Consider the following 15,854-nt stretch of genomic DNA (forward strand, 5'->3'; position numbering starts at 1 on the left):
GGCCCGACGCAGTATGCGACGATGGCAGCCATGCAGAATTTCTGGCCCTCCAGCGGCGTTCACCTGCTCCGGCGCGACGAACGCGGCTGGCTGATCCCGACCGACGACTATTGGCGGCTGTTCCTGGCCCGCCCCGAACTGGCGCCCTTGCCCGAATCCTGCCGGGCCGAGCTGGCCCTGCATGCGGCACTGCTTGCCCGGCCTGCAAAGCCGGTCGCGGCCGGCGAGCTCCAGGCCCTGCAGGATGCCGACGCCCGTGAAAGCTATGCCCTGTTTTTGCGCTTTCGCGACGGCCTGCTCGCCGCCGGCACGCTGGAGGCCTATTACCTGAGCCTGTTTCCGCGCGACGGCAGGGGCCGTATCGATATCCCGCCGCTTTTCATTGACCTGCTGACCCAGGCCATCGTTCAGCACCTGCTCGCTGACGCCCGCGATGCCTACGAGCTGCGCGCCGGCGAGATGCTGTTTCGCCCCCAGCGCATCAGCACCCAGGACGGCCAGGTGCTCAGCGACGACAACGCGCCCGACTACTGGCAGCAGGCCGACAGGCATCAATTTCTGCTCGACCTCACGCACGAAGTCAGCAACGATCTGAGCCACGGCCTGGTCCTCACCATGACGCGTGCCCGCTCTGGCCTCAAGGCGCTGGCGAGCGTGCTGCAAAAGTGGGTGCTGCATTTCCTGGGTGTCGCCGTCACCATCAAGCCGCTGCAAAAGGTCGATGACGAGGCCTGGCGCTGGCATGTGGGGCTGGATGTGGCAGCGACGGCGCTGCTCAATGACCTGTACGAGGGCCGGGAGGTCGAGCCGGCGCGCCTGCAGCGCCTGGTCAGCCTGTTCCGGCTGGACTTCGCCAACCCGCAGGAGATGCGCGCCGATGTGGCGGGCAAGCCGGTGTATCTGGGGCTGATGATGGATGAGGAGGGCGTGGTCCGGCTGAAACCGCAGAACCTGCTGGTGAATTTGCCGCTGAGCCAGTCCATGTAGCATGGCGGCCTGCCGAATAAAATCCTAAGCATGCAAATGAATGCCGGTGCGCGCCCCTTGCCGTACCGCATGTCTGCAGACCCTAACCCGGAGACCTCACGATGTTTCGAAAGCTGCTTTCTTTCCTGTTTCTGGCCTGCGTGCTGACTGCCGCGCAGGCCCAGCCCTATCCCGCCAAGCCTATCCGCCTGATCGTGCCTTTCCCGCCGGGCGGCGGCACCGACATCCTGTCGCGCCTGGTGGCCAACAAGCTGACCGAAGTGAGCAAATGGACGGTGGTTGCCGACAACCGCGTCGGCGCCGGCGGCACCATAGGCATTGCCGAGGCCGCCCGCGCCGCCCCCAGCGGTTACGACATGGTGATGGGGCAAAAGGACAACATGGTGGTCGCGCCCTGGCTGTACAAAAAACTGAGCTATGACCCGACCAAGGACCTGGTGGCCGTGGCGCATGTGGCCTACACCCCGGTGGTGATCGTCACCAGCACGAATTCGCGCTTCAAGACGCTGGCCGATGTGGTCGCCGCGGCCAAGGCTGCGCCCGACGCCGTCACCTACGGCTCGCCTGGCAACGGCACGACGATTCATCTGGCCGGCGAAATCTTCAAGACGGCCGCCAACATCAAGATGCGCCATGTGCCCTACAAGGGCTCGAATCCGGCCTTGATGGATGTGCTGGCCGGCAACGTCGACCTGATGGTGTCCTCCCTGCCATCGGCCATGGCCCAGATCAAGTCCGGCAAGCTGCGGCCGCTGGCGGTGACCTCGGCGAGCCGCAGCACCTCGCTGCCCGACGTGCCCACGGTGGCCGAACTGGGCTACAAGGGTTTTGATGTCAGCACCTGGTACGGCCTGTTCATGCCGGCGGGCACGCCCAGGGAGATCGTGGCCACGGTCCACGACGAGGTCAACAAGCTGCTGGCAAGTCCCGACATGCAGGCGGCCATCCATGCGCAGGGCGCCGAGACGCAAAACATGTCGTCCGAGCAGTTTTCCAGCCTGCTCAAGACCGATTACCAGAAGTGGCGCGGCATTGTGCAGGCGTCCGGCGCGACCATCGAATAAACAAACAACGGACGGTGCCGTCCGCACCTTCCGGCAGGCGGGCTTTGCCCCGCCTGCAGCGTTTCAGAAATCCCGGATACGTACAGGCCCTGGGAGATGCCGCTGTCGGTGCATGACATGGCATCACATCACATGATCTAGTCATCTATAGGACTAGATCAATTATGATGGCTCCCTCCTTATGACTCCTTCCCTGACCGTGGTGCCCGTCGAGCCGGGACAAAGCCGTTATGCCGCGCTGGCCGCTGCCTTGCGCGCCAGAGTGGTGGCGGGCGAATGGCCGCCGGGCAGCGCCTTGCCGGCCGAGCAGACCCTGGCCGCCGAGCATGGCGTGGCGCTGGGTACCTTGCGCCGCGCGCTGGAGCTGCTGGCCGACCGGGGGCTGATAGAGCGCATCCATGGCCGCGGGACTTTTGTGCGTGCCGGCATGACAGGCGGCACCATGATGCGGTTTTTCCGCTTCGGCGAAGGCACGGGCGAGGTGCCCGCATCGCGCATCGTCTCGCGCCAGGTGCTGGTGGCGCCTGCGGAGGTGGCGCGCCGCCTGGGCCTGGCGCGCGGCGACACGGCGCTGCGGCTGCAGCGGGTGCGCTCCCTGTCGGGGCAGCCCTGCGTGTATGAGGAAATCTGGCTGCCGCTGGCGTTGTTTGCCGACCTTGCCGAGGGCGAGGCCGCTGCATGGAGCGATCTGCTTTATCCCATGTTTGCCGAACGCTGCGGGGTGCATGTGCATCGCGCGGTCGACGAAATTGCATTTGGCGCGCTGACGGCGGCGCAAGGCAGGCACCTTGCGCTGCCTGCCGGCCACCCCTGCGCCCTGGTGACGCGCAGCGCCTACGACCTGGCCGGCCATTGCGTGGAAGTCCGCTACACGCGGGGCGACGCCCATGCCTTTCATTACACCGTCACGATCACCTGAATCAACCATTCAAACCTGAGGAAACCATGAAACTGAACCACAACACCCCACCCGCCGGCAACCCGCCGCTGAACCGCTCACGGCGGCTCCTGCTGCAGGCCACGGGCGCGGCGGTCGCCGCGCCATGGACCTTCGCCCATGCGGCCGGCCAGATCGCCGGCGGCAAGCCGATCACCCTGGTGGTGTCCTATGCCGCGGGCGGCGGCGCCGACCTGATGGCGCGCCTGATCGCGCCGCGCATGGCGGAAGTGCTGGGCCAGAGCGTGCTGGTGGACAACAAGCCCGGCGCAGGCGGCCAGATTGCCGCGGCGCTGGTGGCCCGCGCCGTGCCCGACGGAACGCAATTGCTGGTCGATGCCTCTTCCTTTGCGGTGAACCCCGCGCTGTACCCCAAGCTGCCCTACGACACCGACACGGCTTTCGCGCCGCTAGGCGTGCTGGCGCAATTTCCCAATGTGCTGGTGTGCACGCCCGGCTTTGAGGCCAAAAGCGTCAAGGACCTGATCCGCATGGCCAAGGCCAGGCCGGGCCAGATTGCCTATGCATCGTCAGGCAACGGCTCGGCCCAGCACCTGGCCGGCGCGCTGTTTGAAGACCTTGCCGGCGTCAAGCTGGTGCATGTACCTTACCGCGGCGGCGGCCCGGCCATGAACGACGTGATGGCCGGCCAGGTGCCGCTGTTCTTTGCCAACGTGGCCTCTTCACTGGGGCAAATCCAGTCGGGGCGCCTGCGCCCGCTGGCGGTGACCAGCCGGCACCGTGCGCGCGCGCTGCCCGACATGCCGACCATGGAGGAAGCCGGCGTGCCGGCTTACGAAGTGCTGGAATGGAACCCGGTTCTGGCGCCCGCGGGCATCGATGCCAAAACCAAGACCGCATTGATCGCCGCAATCCGCAAGACCATGGCCGACCCCGAAGTGCTGGGACGCATTCGCAGCCTGAGCGGCGAGGCGTTTCCCGACGGTCCCGAAGGGCTGACGCAGGCTTTCCTCAAGGCTCAGCAACTGAAATGGGGCCGCATTGTGAGGGACCGCAAGATCACCACGGGATAAGCCTGTGCACAGCGCAACGGTTGATCGGGTGGCGCCCTGCTGGGACAGCCATGTCCATGTGTTTGATGCCGGGGCGGCGGTAGCGACTGGCCATTACAGGCCTGCGCACAGGCCGCTGGCGGACATCGAAAAACTGGCCCAGAGCCATGGCTTCGGCCATCTGGTGCTGGTGCAACCCAGTGTGTACGGTACCGACAATACGGTGCTGCTCAATGCACTGCGTGCCGGCCAGGGGCGGCACCGCGGCGTGGTGGTGCTGCCGCCGTCAGTCGACGATGCGGCGCTGCACGCCATGCATGCGCTGGGTGTACGGGGTGTGCGCTTTAACTTGGTGTCTCCGGTAGGCGATCGTCTGAATGGGCTGGACGGCCAGGGCGCCCTGGACAGCTTTCACGCCTTCGCGCCGCGCCTGCGCGCACTGGGCTGGCATGTGCAGTGGTACGCCCGCCCGGAGGATTTGCCGACCATCGCGGCCCTGCATGCCGCCAGCCCTGTGCCGGCGGTGCTGGATCACCTGGCAGGCCTGCATGCGGACCTGCCTCTAGGCCATGCGGCCTGGCAGGCATTGGAAGAACTGGCCGGACGGGGTGCCTGGGTGAAGCTGTCGGGCTGGTACCGCTTGCATGCCATGGCGCCGTACGAGGTGCTGGATGATTCCATCCGCAAAGCGGCTCTGCTGTTCAAAGAGCGCATGGTCTGGGGTTCGGACTGGCCGCACACGGCTTTTGCGCCGGATGCCTTGCCGGCGTATGCGGGCACGTGGGCGCCTGTGGAACGCGTGCTGACTGCGGCCCAAAAAAACCACGCGCGGGAGCAGGCGCCTGCCGCGTTGTATGCCTGATAGGCCACCGTCATGGCAAGCGGCATGGAGTGGCTTAAAATCACGGGCTACGCCATTTTTAACCGGAGTTTTTCATGTCCAAGAAAATCAGAGTCGAAGCCGACATCTGCGCCCCCAAGCCCGTGCCTCCCAAGGGCTACACCCTAAGCTCTGGCCGCGGCCAAAAAATCAGCCTCGAGCGTGGTTCCCACACCCGCAGCAAAAAGAACCCAGGCAAGCGCCCCCACCAGGGCTAAGTCCTCTCTTTTTTTTTGGGGGGGATGGTCTGGCCACAGACCGCCACAAGCCGGTCGCTTCTGCCCTGCGCAGAGGCCCGGCTTTATTTTTGGGTGTGTGGCTGAGATTCAGGCATGAAAATTGGCTCTGTCCCAAAGGGAGCGGGCGTAACCAGCTATTAAAAGGATAGCGTGCTGCGCACCTGAAACCCGCACTGCCATCCCTCACGCATCTCCCACATATTGCGCCGGTACTGGCCACCCACCCCAAACAGCGCATGGGTGATCTGCCCCAGCGAGCAGACGCGCACCGCCGCCATCAGCACTTCAAACACGTTGTGGTTCTCAATCACCGCCTGCTGCAGGCGTTTGAGCATGGCGGGTGATGCCTTGGCGTGGCGCTGGTGTCTGAGGTGATGGTCTTGGCTGGAGTGAATTTCAGTTCAACACAATTGCTTGCGCCGCAAACCGCACCTCAGGCAAGGCATCAACTTCGGCTGCCTCAATCATGTCTTTTAGTGTCTGCTTAGACGAAACCTTGAGGACATCCCCTGCGAGTTTTACGCAAGTTTCCCTGATTAAAGACGCCGTCACTGCTTTCGTGCTTGTTGGCCTGATTTCGTTGTAATCAGCATCTTTAAACAAGCCAGGCAAGCAATCAGCCAACAAATCAACATCGGCAGATGACAGCCAGTTCTTCTTTAGCATTTCGCCCGCATTCCAAAGTAAAGCAGGTAGACCGATTGTGCGACCAGACTCAATGAGATAGATCATTTTTGAGACCAAGTTGTCGGGTGGACCTGGTACCTTCTCAGACGTAGCAAGACTTTTCCATTGATACAGCGCATGTGCCGACCATCTAACTTCATTGGCCGTGCGTCCCTGCATGCCTTTACGTATCGCGTTCCCCACGGTAACTGCAATGCTGTCATTTAGCCCAGCGAAATATGGGAGCGCCATAACCGCAGGTAGCGAGCCGACATCTGCATAGAGCGCCAATACTTTTTCAAATCGCTGTTCTGTAACGGCATCGGGAGCGAGTGAGGGCGTGATGGAAATAGACAGTGCTTCTCCAATATCCTCAATTAAGGCCTTTCTCTCCTGCGCTCTCATTCCCAGTGGATCGTCATCTTGTGTTGATGGTCGCCATAACACGAGGCGCTCAAAACATTTGATAGCTTGTTCGCTGCTGGGCAGCAGAGGAGCCGGTTTGCTGGTGGCTGCTCCGACCAAACCCGACAGGTGTGTTGAGGTAAGAAACGAATCATCTTCGCCATCGAACAGGAATTTGGCCATTAACAAATTAGCCTCATTCCGGTCTGGTACGGGAAGTGCCAACAAGGCATGTGAGAGTAAGCCGGTATGTGGCAAGGTCTTGTAGTCAGGCTCTTCGCCCCAAAGCCTTTCTGCCAGCTTATCGAGTTCATCTTTCCTTAGTGTATTGTTCTTGATCAAAGGCAACAGCCTCAACAAAGCAGCAGTGCATGAAGTTGTCCCCGATATTGCAAAGTCGATCAATTGCGAAATTCGAGTATCCAAATGCGAGTTGCTTTCGCGTTTGCATGAGACATTTATCACGGGGTTAGGCCATCGCTCAGTCTCATGCGTCCTGTCGATACCAATTTCGCCGGGCAATGGAAAGGAAAGTACTTCAAAGAGTAAGTCCGACTTCTGCGTGTCCGGAATACTTTCGAGGGAATATTGCATCAAGTGGCTGACGACTTCAAACAACCAGAAATGCCGCAAGGCCGCATTTTGTCCAATTTCTATTGCCAGTCGGAAAACTTTCTTGGCCTCTTCCGGGGAAAGTCGAAGGGCTAGTCGAGCCAAAACCTCAATGAGAATACGGATAGTGTTGATGGAATGGTTTTTCTGTTCCTGGTTACCTACCGATGCTTGCTTGCGCCAGTACTCTATGGCCGGAATTAGCCGATTGGTGAGGGCATCCACCACACCTTGGTGTGTATTGGCCAAAGCTATGCGCGAAAAAATCTGTTTAATTGCAGGAGAACTATCACTGCTTGCACATCTGATCGCCAAAGTGAAGTTGTGTAGGTCAAGGCCTTCCGACACTACCAACTGTTCAGCCACACCAGCAAGCAGGTTTACACGATTCCACCGAAGTGGTAACCCCACATCTTCTGCCAAACCCTCCAAAAAGAAAAAAAGCGGCATTTCGCTAGTAAATCGCGTGTCGTTGGAATGATCCCGATAATGTCCTTGCTCAAATAAAGGTTCAATGCTCTCTTGACTTTTTAGATATTCCTCCTGCTGTTTGGAAGCCTTCTCCCTGATGTGAGTAATTTGATCCCAGGGATCGCATCGCAATGCTTTGTAAGCGCTCGGAAATTCTTCATACACCCCGTAGTTGCGAGAAAAGTCTACAAGGCGAAATAGCCAATTCGCCCATGCGAGGCGGGACTGGAGGCGTATCGAGTTTGGGTCGTGCCGACTGCGTTCAAGCAAGTCTTTATAAGCATCCGAAACCAGACGTTCGCCTTCGTCAAAACGCCCAAGCTCCGAAAGTAAAGAAGCCTGTTTGAGTTTCCAAATCGGATCTTCGCCGGCAATTTTTTCTACAACTGCTTCAATACTTGGATAGTCGAAGTGGTCACGCGCCACTAGCGCTTGCTGGTAGGCAATCTCAGCCGAGCAGTCCGGCAAATGCAACGCATGCTTTTCAAGTAGTGCAACCCATTTTGCGAGCTCCAGCGCGTCGTCATTTTGGCGTGCCGTCTTGAGCAACAACAATGCCATTTCCAACTGATGACGTTTCGTAGTAGCACATGGGGTCGTTGGATCAGCAATCTTCGCAAGCTCTGTCGCAAGCCAAGGGGCAACTGGAGTAAAGGTGATGGTGTGCCGCCAAGCGATCTCGTAAAGTAATCTTGCGCGGGAATCCATTTCAAGGCATGCGACGTTGTGCGTGTTAGGGTATGGATCACTAATTTGCGATTGAATCCTCCGGCGCAACTCCGGCGGACATACCAACCATCCTGGATAAGCCTCTCTATCCTGTCGAAGTGTTTCGATCTGCCGTTCCAGCAAAGATGCCGCATATGCATGATCCTTGAACTTGCGCGAATGATCCTCGCTGGTTACTTGCTGGCGAAGCAGAGAAGTTGGCTCCCACCTATGGCGCGGCTTGGGTCTTGCCTCCCGCAGAGCCTTCAGAAATATTTCTGATGCTTGCCGGTGTCGAAGATCAGAATCATCTATGTGTTTGACAGCCTCCCAGAAGTCCACAGGAGCAATATTGATCGACTCGAGTAACTTCCTTTGAGCAGCAGATAAATTCAATGCCCCGACTAAATATATGCGTCTTGCATGACCAGCAAGGTTGTCCCGAACCCAGCCAGCCCATTGCAGGAAATTAGGGTCGTCGCCTGAAAAACCAAGCAGGCACAATTCGTTCTCGATGAAGACTTGACGGGCAAAGTTGACAAACGCAGCAAACTGTTGAGGATATTTTCGATAGTCCTCTTGAGCAAAAACGAATTGATCGGTTGCGCCAATGGAACCATGAAGTTTGACTATTCGTGGGGAACGGGCGGACGAAAGCTCGGATTGCTTTGAAACAACGCCATATATTGGGCTATGGACATTGAGAGAAGCTCTCTCCAGCAAAGTATCCCAGTTGGTCGTCATGATCTCGGACCATGGGAGACTCAACAGCTCAGAGTGCAGCGTCCCCGGTTGCCACGCTGCGTCGTGAATTTCCGACCTAATCAGTTCGTTAAGTGCAGCCTGACCAAAGTAAGCTCGATATTCCTCGGCCAACCGTAAAGGGTCAGAAAAAGCCAAGTCCTTATTTGTACCATTCAACTCACGCGCTAGTTTTTTTGCAAAGTCGCTCCATAACGGGAGCTTCTTTGTGCCATCTACATGCTTGGATGAGCAGCGGCTAAACCCCGCACCGATCATGATTGCAGCCCCGCATTTCTTGGCATCCTGCTGCCATAGGGCTTCGGATAGCTTTCTTAAAGCTGTGAAATCAGGTAGGTTGTCAATCATTTGTTTCGAGATTCTCGGTTGGGGACATTCAATAGTGTTGTACGGGAATAGAGCCGGCCTGGGGACTCACCCTGCTCTAGGGAAAGTCTGCACAACCTTGGCCACTGTGAGGGGTCGCGCATTACCAATTCACAGAATGAAACCAGAAGCGCTATTTTCACGACTTTTTGAGCACATTGGCTCAGATTCGTTGTCTTTTAGAGCTGCTCGTGCAGCGTATGCCCAATTGCAGGTGCACTCATGCGTGCGCGCATCGTGCAATTCGTTTGCGAGCCATCCACCAGTTGCTTACCAAGCAGGCCGGAGCCGGTGCATGCATAGCACGGAGCTTTGACCGCCGCAATGCGGTTGCAGCCAATTGCTGCGCCTATGTGTGACTTAACTCATTGAACTCACCGGCATGCCCGATGTTGTTGGCCGAGAGTAGCAACTTTGCGCATTGATCAGCGCCTTAAATTGCTCCAAAAAATACTATTGTGAGAGTATGGATGGCCAAGAGTTGCTGGAGCAGCGATTTGACGGCCAAGAGTTATTGAACAAAATCATGCACTTACGACAGTGCGCTCAAAAATAACTAAAAGATTGACCGCGAGTGGTCTGCAAAAGAGCGATTTGGGCTGCTGAATGAATATGCACCCCGAAAGACTCCGACACGCGCAGATGCCGCGCGCTTTACTAGACTCGTATCCCCAAGCTTGAACGCCGGTATTAGTCGTCCATTGCACGTTCAAGAGCCGTTTGCCGTTCCCTCCTGCACCATGCGAATCTGGTTACTTGGAGAGGTGCCCGGCGGCCGCGCCCGCAGCCCCCACATGGCGCCGCGTCAGTTGGTCGAACCACAGGTAAAGCACCGGCGTGATGAGGACCGTGATCAGTTGTGAGAAGACGAGGCCGCCCACGATCACGATGCCCAGCGGCTGGCGCAGTTCGGCGCCGGCGCCAAGGCCCAGCGCCAGCGGCAGGGCGCCCATGATGGCGCAGAAGGTGGTCATCATGATCGGGCGAAAGCGCAGCAGGCAGGCCTCGCGGATGGCCTGCTCCGGCGGCAGGCCGCGGCTGCGCTGCGCGTCCAGCGCAAAGTCAATCATCATGATGGCGTTCTTCTTCACCACGCCGATCAGCAGCAGGATGCCGATCATCGCCGTGAAGCTGAGCTCCAGCCCCGTCAGCCGCAGCGCCAGCAGGGCGCCGAGGGCGGCGGAGGGAATGCCCAGCAGGATGGTGACCGGGTGCAGCCAGCTTTCGTACAGCATGCCCAGCACCACGTAGATCACCGCCACGGCGATGACGATCAGCCACAGCTGCGTGCGCTGCGCCTCGGCAAACAGCGCAGCCTGTCCGCCGAAGGTGCCGAAAACGCTGTCGGGCATGCCGACCTGCTGCCGGGCTGCCTCGATGGCGGCCGTGGCGTCGGACAGGGACTTGCCGTTGGCCAGATCGAAAGAGAAGGTGATGGCCGGCAGCTGCGACTGGTGCAGCACCGTCATCGTGCCCTGGCCGCGCCGGACGGTGGCGAACGCGCTCAGCGGCACCAGGCCGCCGCCGGCCCCGCGCACGTGGATCTTCGACAGGTCGCTCTCGTCGCGGCGGTGCTCGGGCGCCAGTTCAAGGATGACCTGGTAGCTGCCCTCGCTGGCGTAGATAGTGGAGACCTGGCGCGCGCCGTAGGCGGCGTACAGGGTGCTGCGCAGGGCGGCCATGTCCACGCCCAGCGCGGCGGCGCGCTCCTGATCGACCTGGACGGTGGCTTGTGTGCCGGCCTTTTCGAAATCGTTCTCCAGTCCCACGAAGACCTCAGACTGCTTCAACGCCCGCAGCATGCGGCCGGCCCAGAGGTCGAGCTCGTCCGATCCGACCGACTGCAGGATGTACTGGTACGCGCTGGCCGGCGCGCTGGAGCCGACCTTCAGGCTCTGCACCGGGCTGAAGTTCACCTTGATGCCGGCCAGGGAGCCGGTGGCCTTGCGCAGCCGGGCCAGCACCTCCCGCATCGGCCCGCGTTCGCCGGGGGGCTTGAGGTCCATGGTGAAGCGGGTGGTGTCGTGGTCCACCTTGGACCACAGCGTCCGGATCGCCGGATCCCTGAGCAGCACCGCCTGCAGCGTGCGCACCACCGCCAGCCGCCCCTCGTAGGACATGTCCTGGGACGCCGTCACCTTGGCCTCCACCTGGCCGTTGTCCTCCTGCGGGAAAAAGCCCTTGGGCGCCATCGCATACAGCACGCCGGTCAGCACGAAGGTGCCCACGCCCGCCGCCAGCACGGTCTTGCGGTGCGCCAGCGCCCAGTCCAGCCCGCGCTGGTAGACGCGGGTCAGCCAGGTGAAGAAACGCTCGAACCCGTTCAGCCACCCAGGCGTGGCCATGCTCGACGCCGCCGGCGCCTGGCGCAGCATCATCGGCACCAGGATCGGTATCAGCGTGAGCGCCACGGCGGCCGAGACGAGAATGGCCAGCGACACCACGATGGCGAACTCGTGGAAGATCAGCCCGGTGGTGCCGGGCATGAAGAAGATCGGGATGAACACCGCGACCAGCGACACCGAGATCGACATCACGGTGAAGCCGACCTCGCTGGCACCGCGCACCGCGGCGTCGAAGGGCGGCATGCCCTCCTCGATGTAGCGCATGATGTTCTCGAGCACCACGATGGCGTCGTCCACCACCAGCCCGACGGCGATGGTCAGCCCCATGAGCGAGATGTTGTTCAGGCTCAGCCCCATCGCATACATCAGCGCGAAGGTGCCCAGCAGCGAGATCGGCAGGCTGATCGCCGGGATCAGCGTGGCCGTCAGGTGGCGCAGGAACAGCAGGATGACCATGATGACCAGCGCGATGGTGAGCAGCAGCGTCAGGTTCACGTCGTGGATCGCCTGGCGGATGGATACCGACCGATCCCCCATGACCTCGACGCGCACCGAACCGGGCAGTTGGCTCTGCAATCGCGGCAGCAGGGCCTTGACCGCATCCACGGTCTGCACCGTGTTGGCGTCGGGCTGGCGTTTGATGTCCAGCAGCACGGAGTTGAGGCCGTTGATCTCGCTCGTGTTCTGCGCATCTTCCACGCCGTCCCGCACCTGGCCGATGTCGGCCAGCCGGATGACCTGGCCCTGGCGGTTGGCCACCACCACCTTCTCGAAATCCTGGGCCTTCATCAGCCCGTTGGCCATCTGCAGCATCAGCATCTGCCGGCGGTTGTCGAACTGGCCCAGCGGTGCGTTCGAATTGGCCGCCTTCAGCGCCGCGCTGACCTCGTTGAGGGTCAGGTCGAGCGCGGCCAGGCGATCCGGGTCCACCTCCACCCGGACCGCGTAGCGCTTGCGGCCGGTCACGTTGACCTGCGCCACGCCATCAATGGTGGAAAGGGCGGGCACGACCAGGCTGTTGATGTAGGCGTTGAGCTCGGCCAGGGGCATCGTCGGCGAACTCATGCCGACGGTGATCACCGGGGCATCGCCTGGATTGATCTTCTTGTAGGAGGGGGGCGCCGGCATCTCCGTGGGGAGCGTGCGGCCTATACGGAACAACGCCGCCTGGACGTCGGCAGCAGCGTCGTTGATGTTGCGCGAGGGGGAGAATTCGAGCCGGATCTTGGTCTCGCCCTGGATGTTTTCCGAGGTGGTGCTGACCAGGCCGGGAATCGCCGAGAACTCTTTTTCCAGGGGCGTGGCCACCGAGGTGGAGATGTTCTCCGGGCTCGCGCCCGGCAGCTTGGCCGAAACCTCGATGGTCGGCGTCTCGTACCGCGGCAGCGCCGAGATCGGCAGATGGAACCAGCAGACCACGCCGGCGACCACCACGCTCAGCCACAGCAGCATGACGGCGACGGGCCGATGCATCGACAAGCGGGCAACGTTCATGGCGCGCCTCTTTCTGGCGCAACCTTCACCTTCATGCCGGGCCGCAGGTTCTGGTTGCCTTCCCGCACCACGCGCTCGCCACCGGCGAGCCCGTCCACCACCGCCAGGCGGTCCTGGATGCGCAGCAGCGTGACCGGCCGGGCGGCAACTTCGCTGTCCGGCGTGACGACGTAGACGAAGTGGCCGTTGGGGCCCTCCATCACGGCCTGCGGCGGCAGCACGATCGCATGCCTGTTGAGCCCCGCGCCGAGCATGACCCGCACGAAAGCGCCGGGCCACAGCATCTGGTCCCTGTTCGGGAAGCTGGCCTTCATGCTGATGGTGCCCGTGCTGGCGTTGACGGTGTTGTTGATGAAGCTGACCTGGCCCGCCACCTCGCGCCCGTCGCCGGTTTCCAGGCTGACGCTCAGCGTTCTGTCGGCCCGGGCCGCCACCACGGCCGCCAGCTGGCTCTCCGGCAGGTTGAACTCGACGCCGATGGGGTCGAACTGCACCACGGTGACCAGCGGCGTCGCGCTGCCCTCCTGGGCCAGGCTGCCGCGGTACATCTTGACCGCTCCCGCCTTGCCGGTGATCGGCGCCACGATGCGCGTGCGGTCCAGCTGGACGCGCACGCCCTCCATGTCCGCGAGCGCGGCCCGGTGCTGGGCCTGCAGCGATTCGACCTTGCTCGCGCTGGTGTCCACCGCGCTCGACGAGATGAAGCGCGACTTCACCAGCTCCCGGGACCGCTGGTAGTCGCGCTGCGCGTCATCGAGCTGCGCCTTGATCTGCGCGACCTGCGCCTGCGAGCGGTTGAACTGCGCGGTGGCGTCGGCGGCGTCGAGCGTGAACAGCAACTGCCCGGCCTCGACGTCGTCGCCTTCCCGGAAATGAACGCTGCGGATGGTGCCGGTTCGCAGGGGGCGCACGTCCACCTGGCGCAGGGCGACCAGGTGGCCCTGCACGGTGAATTCCACCGGCAGATCGCGCATCTGCGCGCTGGCCAGACTGACGAGCGGCGGCGCCTTGGCTGATGGGGCGGGCTTGGCCGAGGGCGCGAGCCATGCACGGCCCGGACCGTAGGCGGCTGCGGCGCCGATGGCCGCTGCGAGAAGTGCTGCCAGCACTGTCCAGCTTCTTTTGTTCAGACGGATCATGGGTAATACAGGTTGAAGTGGAGGTGACGGGTGACCGCGTGGGGGCGGCCTCAATGGGGTGCCGGCGCAGGCGTGGCAGGGGCGGTCGTGGTGGTCAGCCAGGCGTTGACGGCTGCCAACTGCGCTTCCTGCAGGTCGCCGATCGCCGCCGCCAACTGCAGCCGGCTGAACAGCAGGCCGTAGCGTGCCGCGACCAGGTTGTAGAGGGTCTGGTAGTAGGCCTGTTCGGCATTGAGCACCTCGAGCACCGTGCGCACGCCGACCTCGCGCCCGAGCTTGCTCGAAGCCACCGCGGTCGCTGCGGATGCCTGCGCCTGCTCCAGCGCGCGAACGCGGGCGCTGCCGCTGGCCACGTCGAGGAAATACTGCTGGGCCTGCTGCTCCGCGTCGCGCTGCAGGCCCTCCAGCGTGTTGGCCTGCTGGTCGGCCAGGGCCACGGCCTGGCGCAGCCGTGAATCGCGCGCGCCGCCGGCGTAAAGCGGAATGGACAGCTGCAGCCCGACCGCGCCGTTGAGGGTGCGATCGGATCCGCCGGAGGAAGAAAAGCTCCCGCGGTCGAGCTGGTTGCCCAGCGAGGCCACCAGGGACACCACGGGCGAACTCTCCAGCCGGTAGCGGTCGATCTCCAGGCGCGCAATCTCCACGCCCAGCTGCTGCGCCCGCACGTCGAGATTCTGGTGGCGCGCCTGCGACAGCAGCGCCGCCAGCGCCTCGGGCGCGGCCGGCGGCGTGGGCATGCCGGACGAGATGGGAACGAGGCGCGCCGGGTCGAGGCCGGTGAGCTTGCGGTAGGCGTTCGCCTTCACCTCCAGGTCGTTGCGTGCGGCAATCCCGGTTGCCACGGTGGTGTCGTAGCGGGCTTGTGCATCGTCGCTGTCGGTGACGCTCGACAGGCCGAGCTCGAACATCTTCTGCGCCCGTGCCAGCTGTTCGCCCACGGCCTCGGTCTGCGCCTTGGCAAGGTTCACGTTCTCCTGCGCGATCAGCACGTCGCAGTAGGCCTTGGCGGTGCGCAGGATCAGGTCCTGTTCGGCGGCCAGGTAACGCAGCTGCGCCTGATCCGACTGCCGGTGGGACTGGTCGCGCGTGGCGGAGGCGGCGCGGTTGTAGAGCGGCTGCACCAGCGAGAGCCCCAGTGTGAACTGCTGGCCGCGGCCGTTCTTGCTGCTGGTTGCGGCCTGGCCGGCGTAGTAGTCCTTTTGGAGCTGGCGCGCGGTGCCGTCCAGGCTGACCTGCGGCAGCAAGCCGGCATCGCCCTGCTTTGCCTGTTCGATCCCGGCCGAGAGGGCATCCCGCGCGGCGGCAAAGTAGGCGTCATGGGTGCGTGCTGCCTGCCATGAAGCCAGCAGGTCCTCGGCCCGTGCACTTGAGAACATGAGTAGCGGCAGCAGTAGCGAGAGCCGGCCCATTCTCGTCAACAGCATGGGGTGGCTCCTGTGGTTTCTGCCGCCTCTGGCGTGTCTGGCCGATTCAACCGAAAGCAAGGCCCTCAGCACAGCGCTGCCTGAGTAACAAATTCGTCTATAGCGACTGGACGCCGCAGCGGAAGGCTCCATAGAACCGTCTTTAGAAAAGGAGGGGGCAATACTTGCATGCTCAACTTGAAGATTGGTAAAAACGTAGCCCGTTCTGTCGCTTTTGAAAAACACATTCATCAAAGCGCCTAACTTAAGTGATGAACCTAAACGCAAGCTAAATTGGGGGCGATTTCTGAGTGACGTTCCGATACCGCGAACTGGCGATGGCCGGGCCCGTAAATTCGACGG

11 protein-coding genes are annotated in these 15,854 nt (G+C 61.8%); 6 read left to right on the plus strand and 5 right to left on the minus strand.

Going from position 1 to position 15,854, the window contains the following annotated elements:
- Positions 1-30: 30 nt before the first annotated feature.
- The 6 genes from PJE01S_RS00730 (at position 31) to PJE01S_RS25460 (ending at position 5,099) form a co-directional block, all read left to right on the plus strand.
- Positions 31-987: a DUF6352 family protein gene (locus tag PJE01S_RS00730; RefSeq protein WP_068831536.1), complete on the plus strand. Its 957-nt coding sequence runs from the start codon at positions 31-33 to the stop codon at positions 985-987.
- Between the two features lie 101 nt (positions 988-1,088).
- Positions 1,089-2,051, plus strand: a complete 963-nt coding sequence (locus PJE01S_RS00735) for a Bug family tripartite tricarboxylate transporter substrate binding protein (protein ID WP_068831225.1) — start codon at positions 1,089-1,091, stop codon at positions 2,049-2,051.
- Between the two features lie 181 nt (positions 2,052-2,232).
- Positions 2,233-2,970, plus strand: a complete 738-nt coding sequence (locus tag PJE01S_RS00740; protein ID WP_068831226.1) for a GntR family transcriptional regulator — start codon at positions 2,233-2,235, stop codon at positions 2,968-2,970.
- 26 nt (positions 2,971-2,996) lie between these two features.
- Positions 2,997-4,022: a tripartite tricarboxylate transporter substrate binding protein gene (locus PJE01S_RS00745; RefSeq protein ID WP_068831227.1), complete on the plus strand. Its 1,026-nt coding sequence runs from the start codon at positions 2,997-2,999 to the stop codon at positions 4,020-4,022.
- A 4-nt stretch (positions 4,023-4,026) separates the two neighbouring features.
- Entirely contained in the window at positions 4,027-4,863 is an 837-nt protein-coding gene (locus tag PJE01S_RS00750; RefSeq protein WP_068831228.1) for an amidohydrolase family protein, read from the plus strand.
- Between the two features lie 74 nt (positions 4,864-4,937).
- Positions 4,938-5,099: a hypothetical protein gene (locus PJE01S_RS25460; RefSeq protein WP_169804347.1), complete on the plus strand. Its 162-nt coding sequence runs from the start codon at positions 4,938-4,940 to the stop codon at positions 5,097-5,099.
- A 158-nt stretch (positions 5,100-5,257) separates the two neighbouring features.
- On the opposite strand, the gene PJE01S_RS00755 is transcribed toward PJE01S_RS25460, so the two are convergent.
- The 5 genes from PJE01S_RS00755 to PJE01S_RS00775 form a co-directional block, all read right to left on the minus strand.
- Positions 5,258-5,455 carry a methylmalonyl-CoA mutase gene (locus PJE01S_RS00755; RefSeq protein ID WP_068831229.1) on the minus strand — a complete coding sequence of 66 codons (198 nt, stop codon included), beginning with the start codon at positions 5,453-5,455 and terminating at the stop codon, positions 5,258-5,260.
- A 61-nt stretch (positions 5,456-5,516) separates the two neighbouring features.
- Positions 5,517-9,092 (minus strand): SIR2 family NAD-dependent protein deacylase, encoded by a 3,576-nt coding sequence (locus PJE01S_RS24205; protein ID WP_084389278.1) that lies wholly within the window; start codon positions 9,090-9,092, stop codon positions 5,517-5,519.
- 770 nt (positions 9,093-9,862) lie between these two features.
- A complete protein-coding gene (locus PJE01S_RS00765; RefSeq protein ID WP_068831231.1) occupies positions 9,863-12,949 on the minus strand; it encodes an efflux RND transporter permease subunit in 3,087 nt (1,028 codons plus the stop codon).
- The gene (locus tag PJE01S_RS00770; protein WP_084389279.1) at positions 12,946-14,088 is read right to left on the minus strand and encodes an efflux RND transporter periplasmic adaptor subunit; all 1,143 of its coding nucleotides are present in this window, start codon (positions 14,086-14,088) and stop codon (positions 12,946-12,948) included. Before PJE01S_RS00770 ends, PJE01S_RS00765 begins: the two co-directional genes overlap by 4 nt.
- Positions 14,089-14,138: 50 nt before the next feature.
- The gene (locus tag PJE01S_RS00775; RefSeq protein ID WP_169804348.1) at positions 14,139-15,512 is read right to left on the minus strand and encodes a TolC family outer membrane protein; all 1,374 of its coding nucleotides are present in this window, start codon (positions 15,510-15,512) and stop codon (positions 14,139-14,141) included.
- Between the last annotated feature and the right edge of the window lie 342 nt (positions 15,513-15,854).

The organism is Polaromonas jejuensis NBRC 106434 (assembly GCF_001598235.1).
Lineage (GTDB): Bacteria > Pseudomonadota > Gammaproteobacteria > Burkholderiales > Burkholderiaceae_C > Polaromonas > Polaromonas jejuensis.

Bases quoted from the DNA above. Each gene is read 5' to 3' on its own strand.
- PJE01S_RS00730 (WP_068831536.1), top strand. From the start codon at position 31: ATGCAGAATTTCTGGCCCTCCAGCGGCGTTCACCTGCTCCGGCGCGAC.
- PJE01S_RS00735 (WP_068831225.1), top strand. From the start codon at position 1,089: ATGTTTCGAAAGCTGCTTTCTTTCCTGTTTCTGGCCTGCGTGCTGACT.
- PJE01S_RS00740 (WP_068831226.1), top strand. From the start codon at position 2,233: ATGACTCCTTCCCTGACCGTGGTGCCCGTCGAGCCGGGACAAAGCCGT.
- PJE01S_RS00745 (WP_068831227.1), top strand. From the start codon at position 2,997: ATGAAACTGAACCACAACACCCCACCCGCCGGCAACCCGCCGCTGAAC.
- PJE01S_RS25460 (WP_169804347.1), top strand. From the start codon at position 4,938: ATGTCCAAGAAAATCAGAGTCGAAGCCGACATCTGCGCCCCCAAGCCC.
- PJE01S_RS00755 (WP_068831229.1), bottom strand. From the start codon at position 5,455: ATGCTCAAACGCCTGCAGCAGGCGGTGATTGAGAACCACAACGTGTTT.
- PJE01S_RS24205 (WP_084389278.1), bottom strand. From the start codon at position 9,092: ATGATTGACAACCTACCTGATTTCACAGCTTTAAGAAAGCTATCCGAA.
- PJE01S_RS00765 (WP_068831231.1), bottom strand. From the start codon at position 12,949: ATGAACGTTGCCCGCTTGTCGATGCATCGGCCCGTCGCCGTCATGCTG.
- PJE01S_RS00770 (WP_084389279.1), bottom strand. From the start codon at position 14,088: ATGATCCGTCTGAACAAAAGAAGCTGGACAGTGCTGGCAGCACTTCTC.
- PJE01S_RS00775 (WP_169804348.1), bottom strand. From the start codon at position 15,512: ATGCTGTTGACGAGAATGGGCCGGCTCTCGCTACTGCTGCCGCTACTC.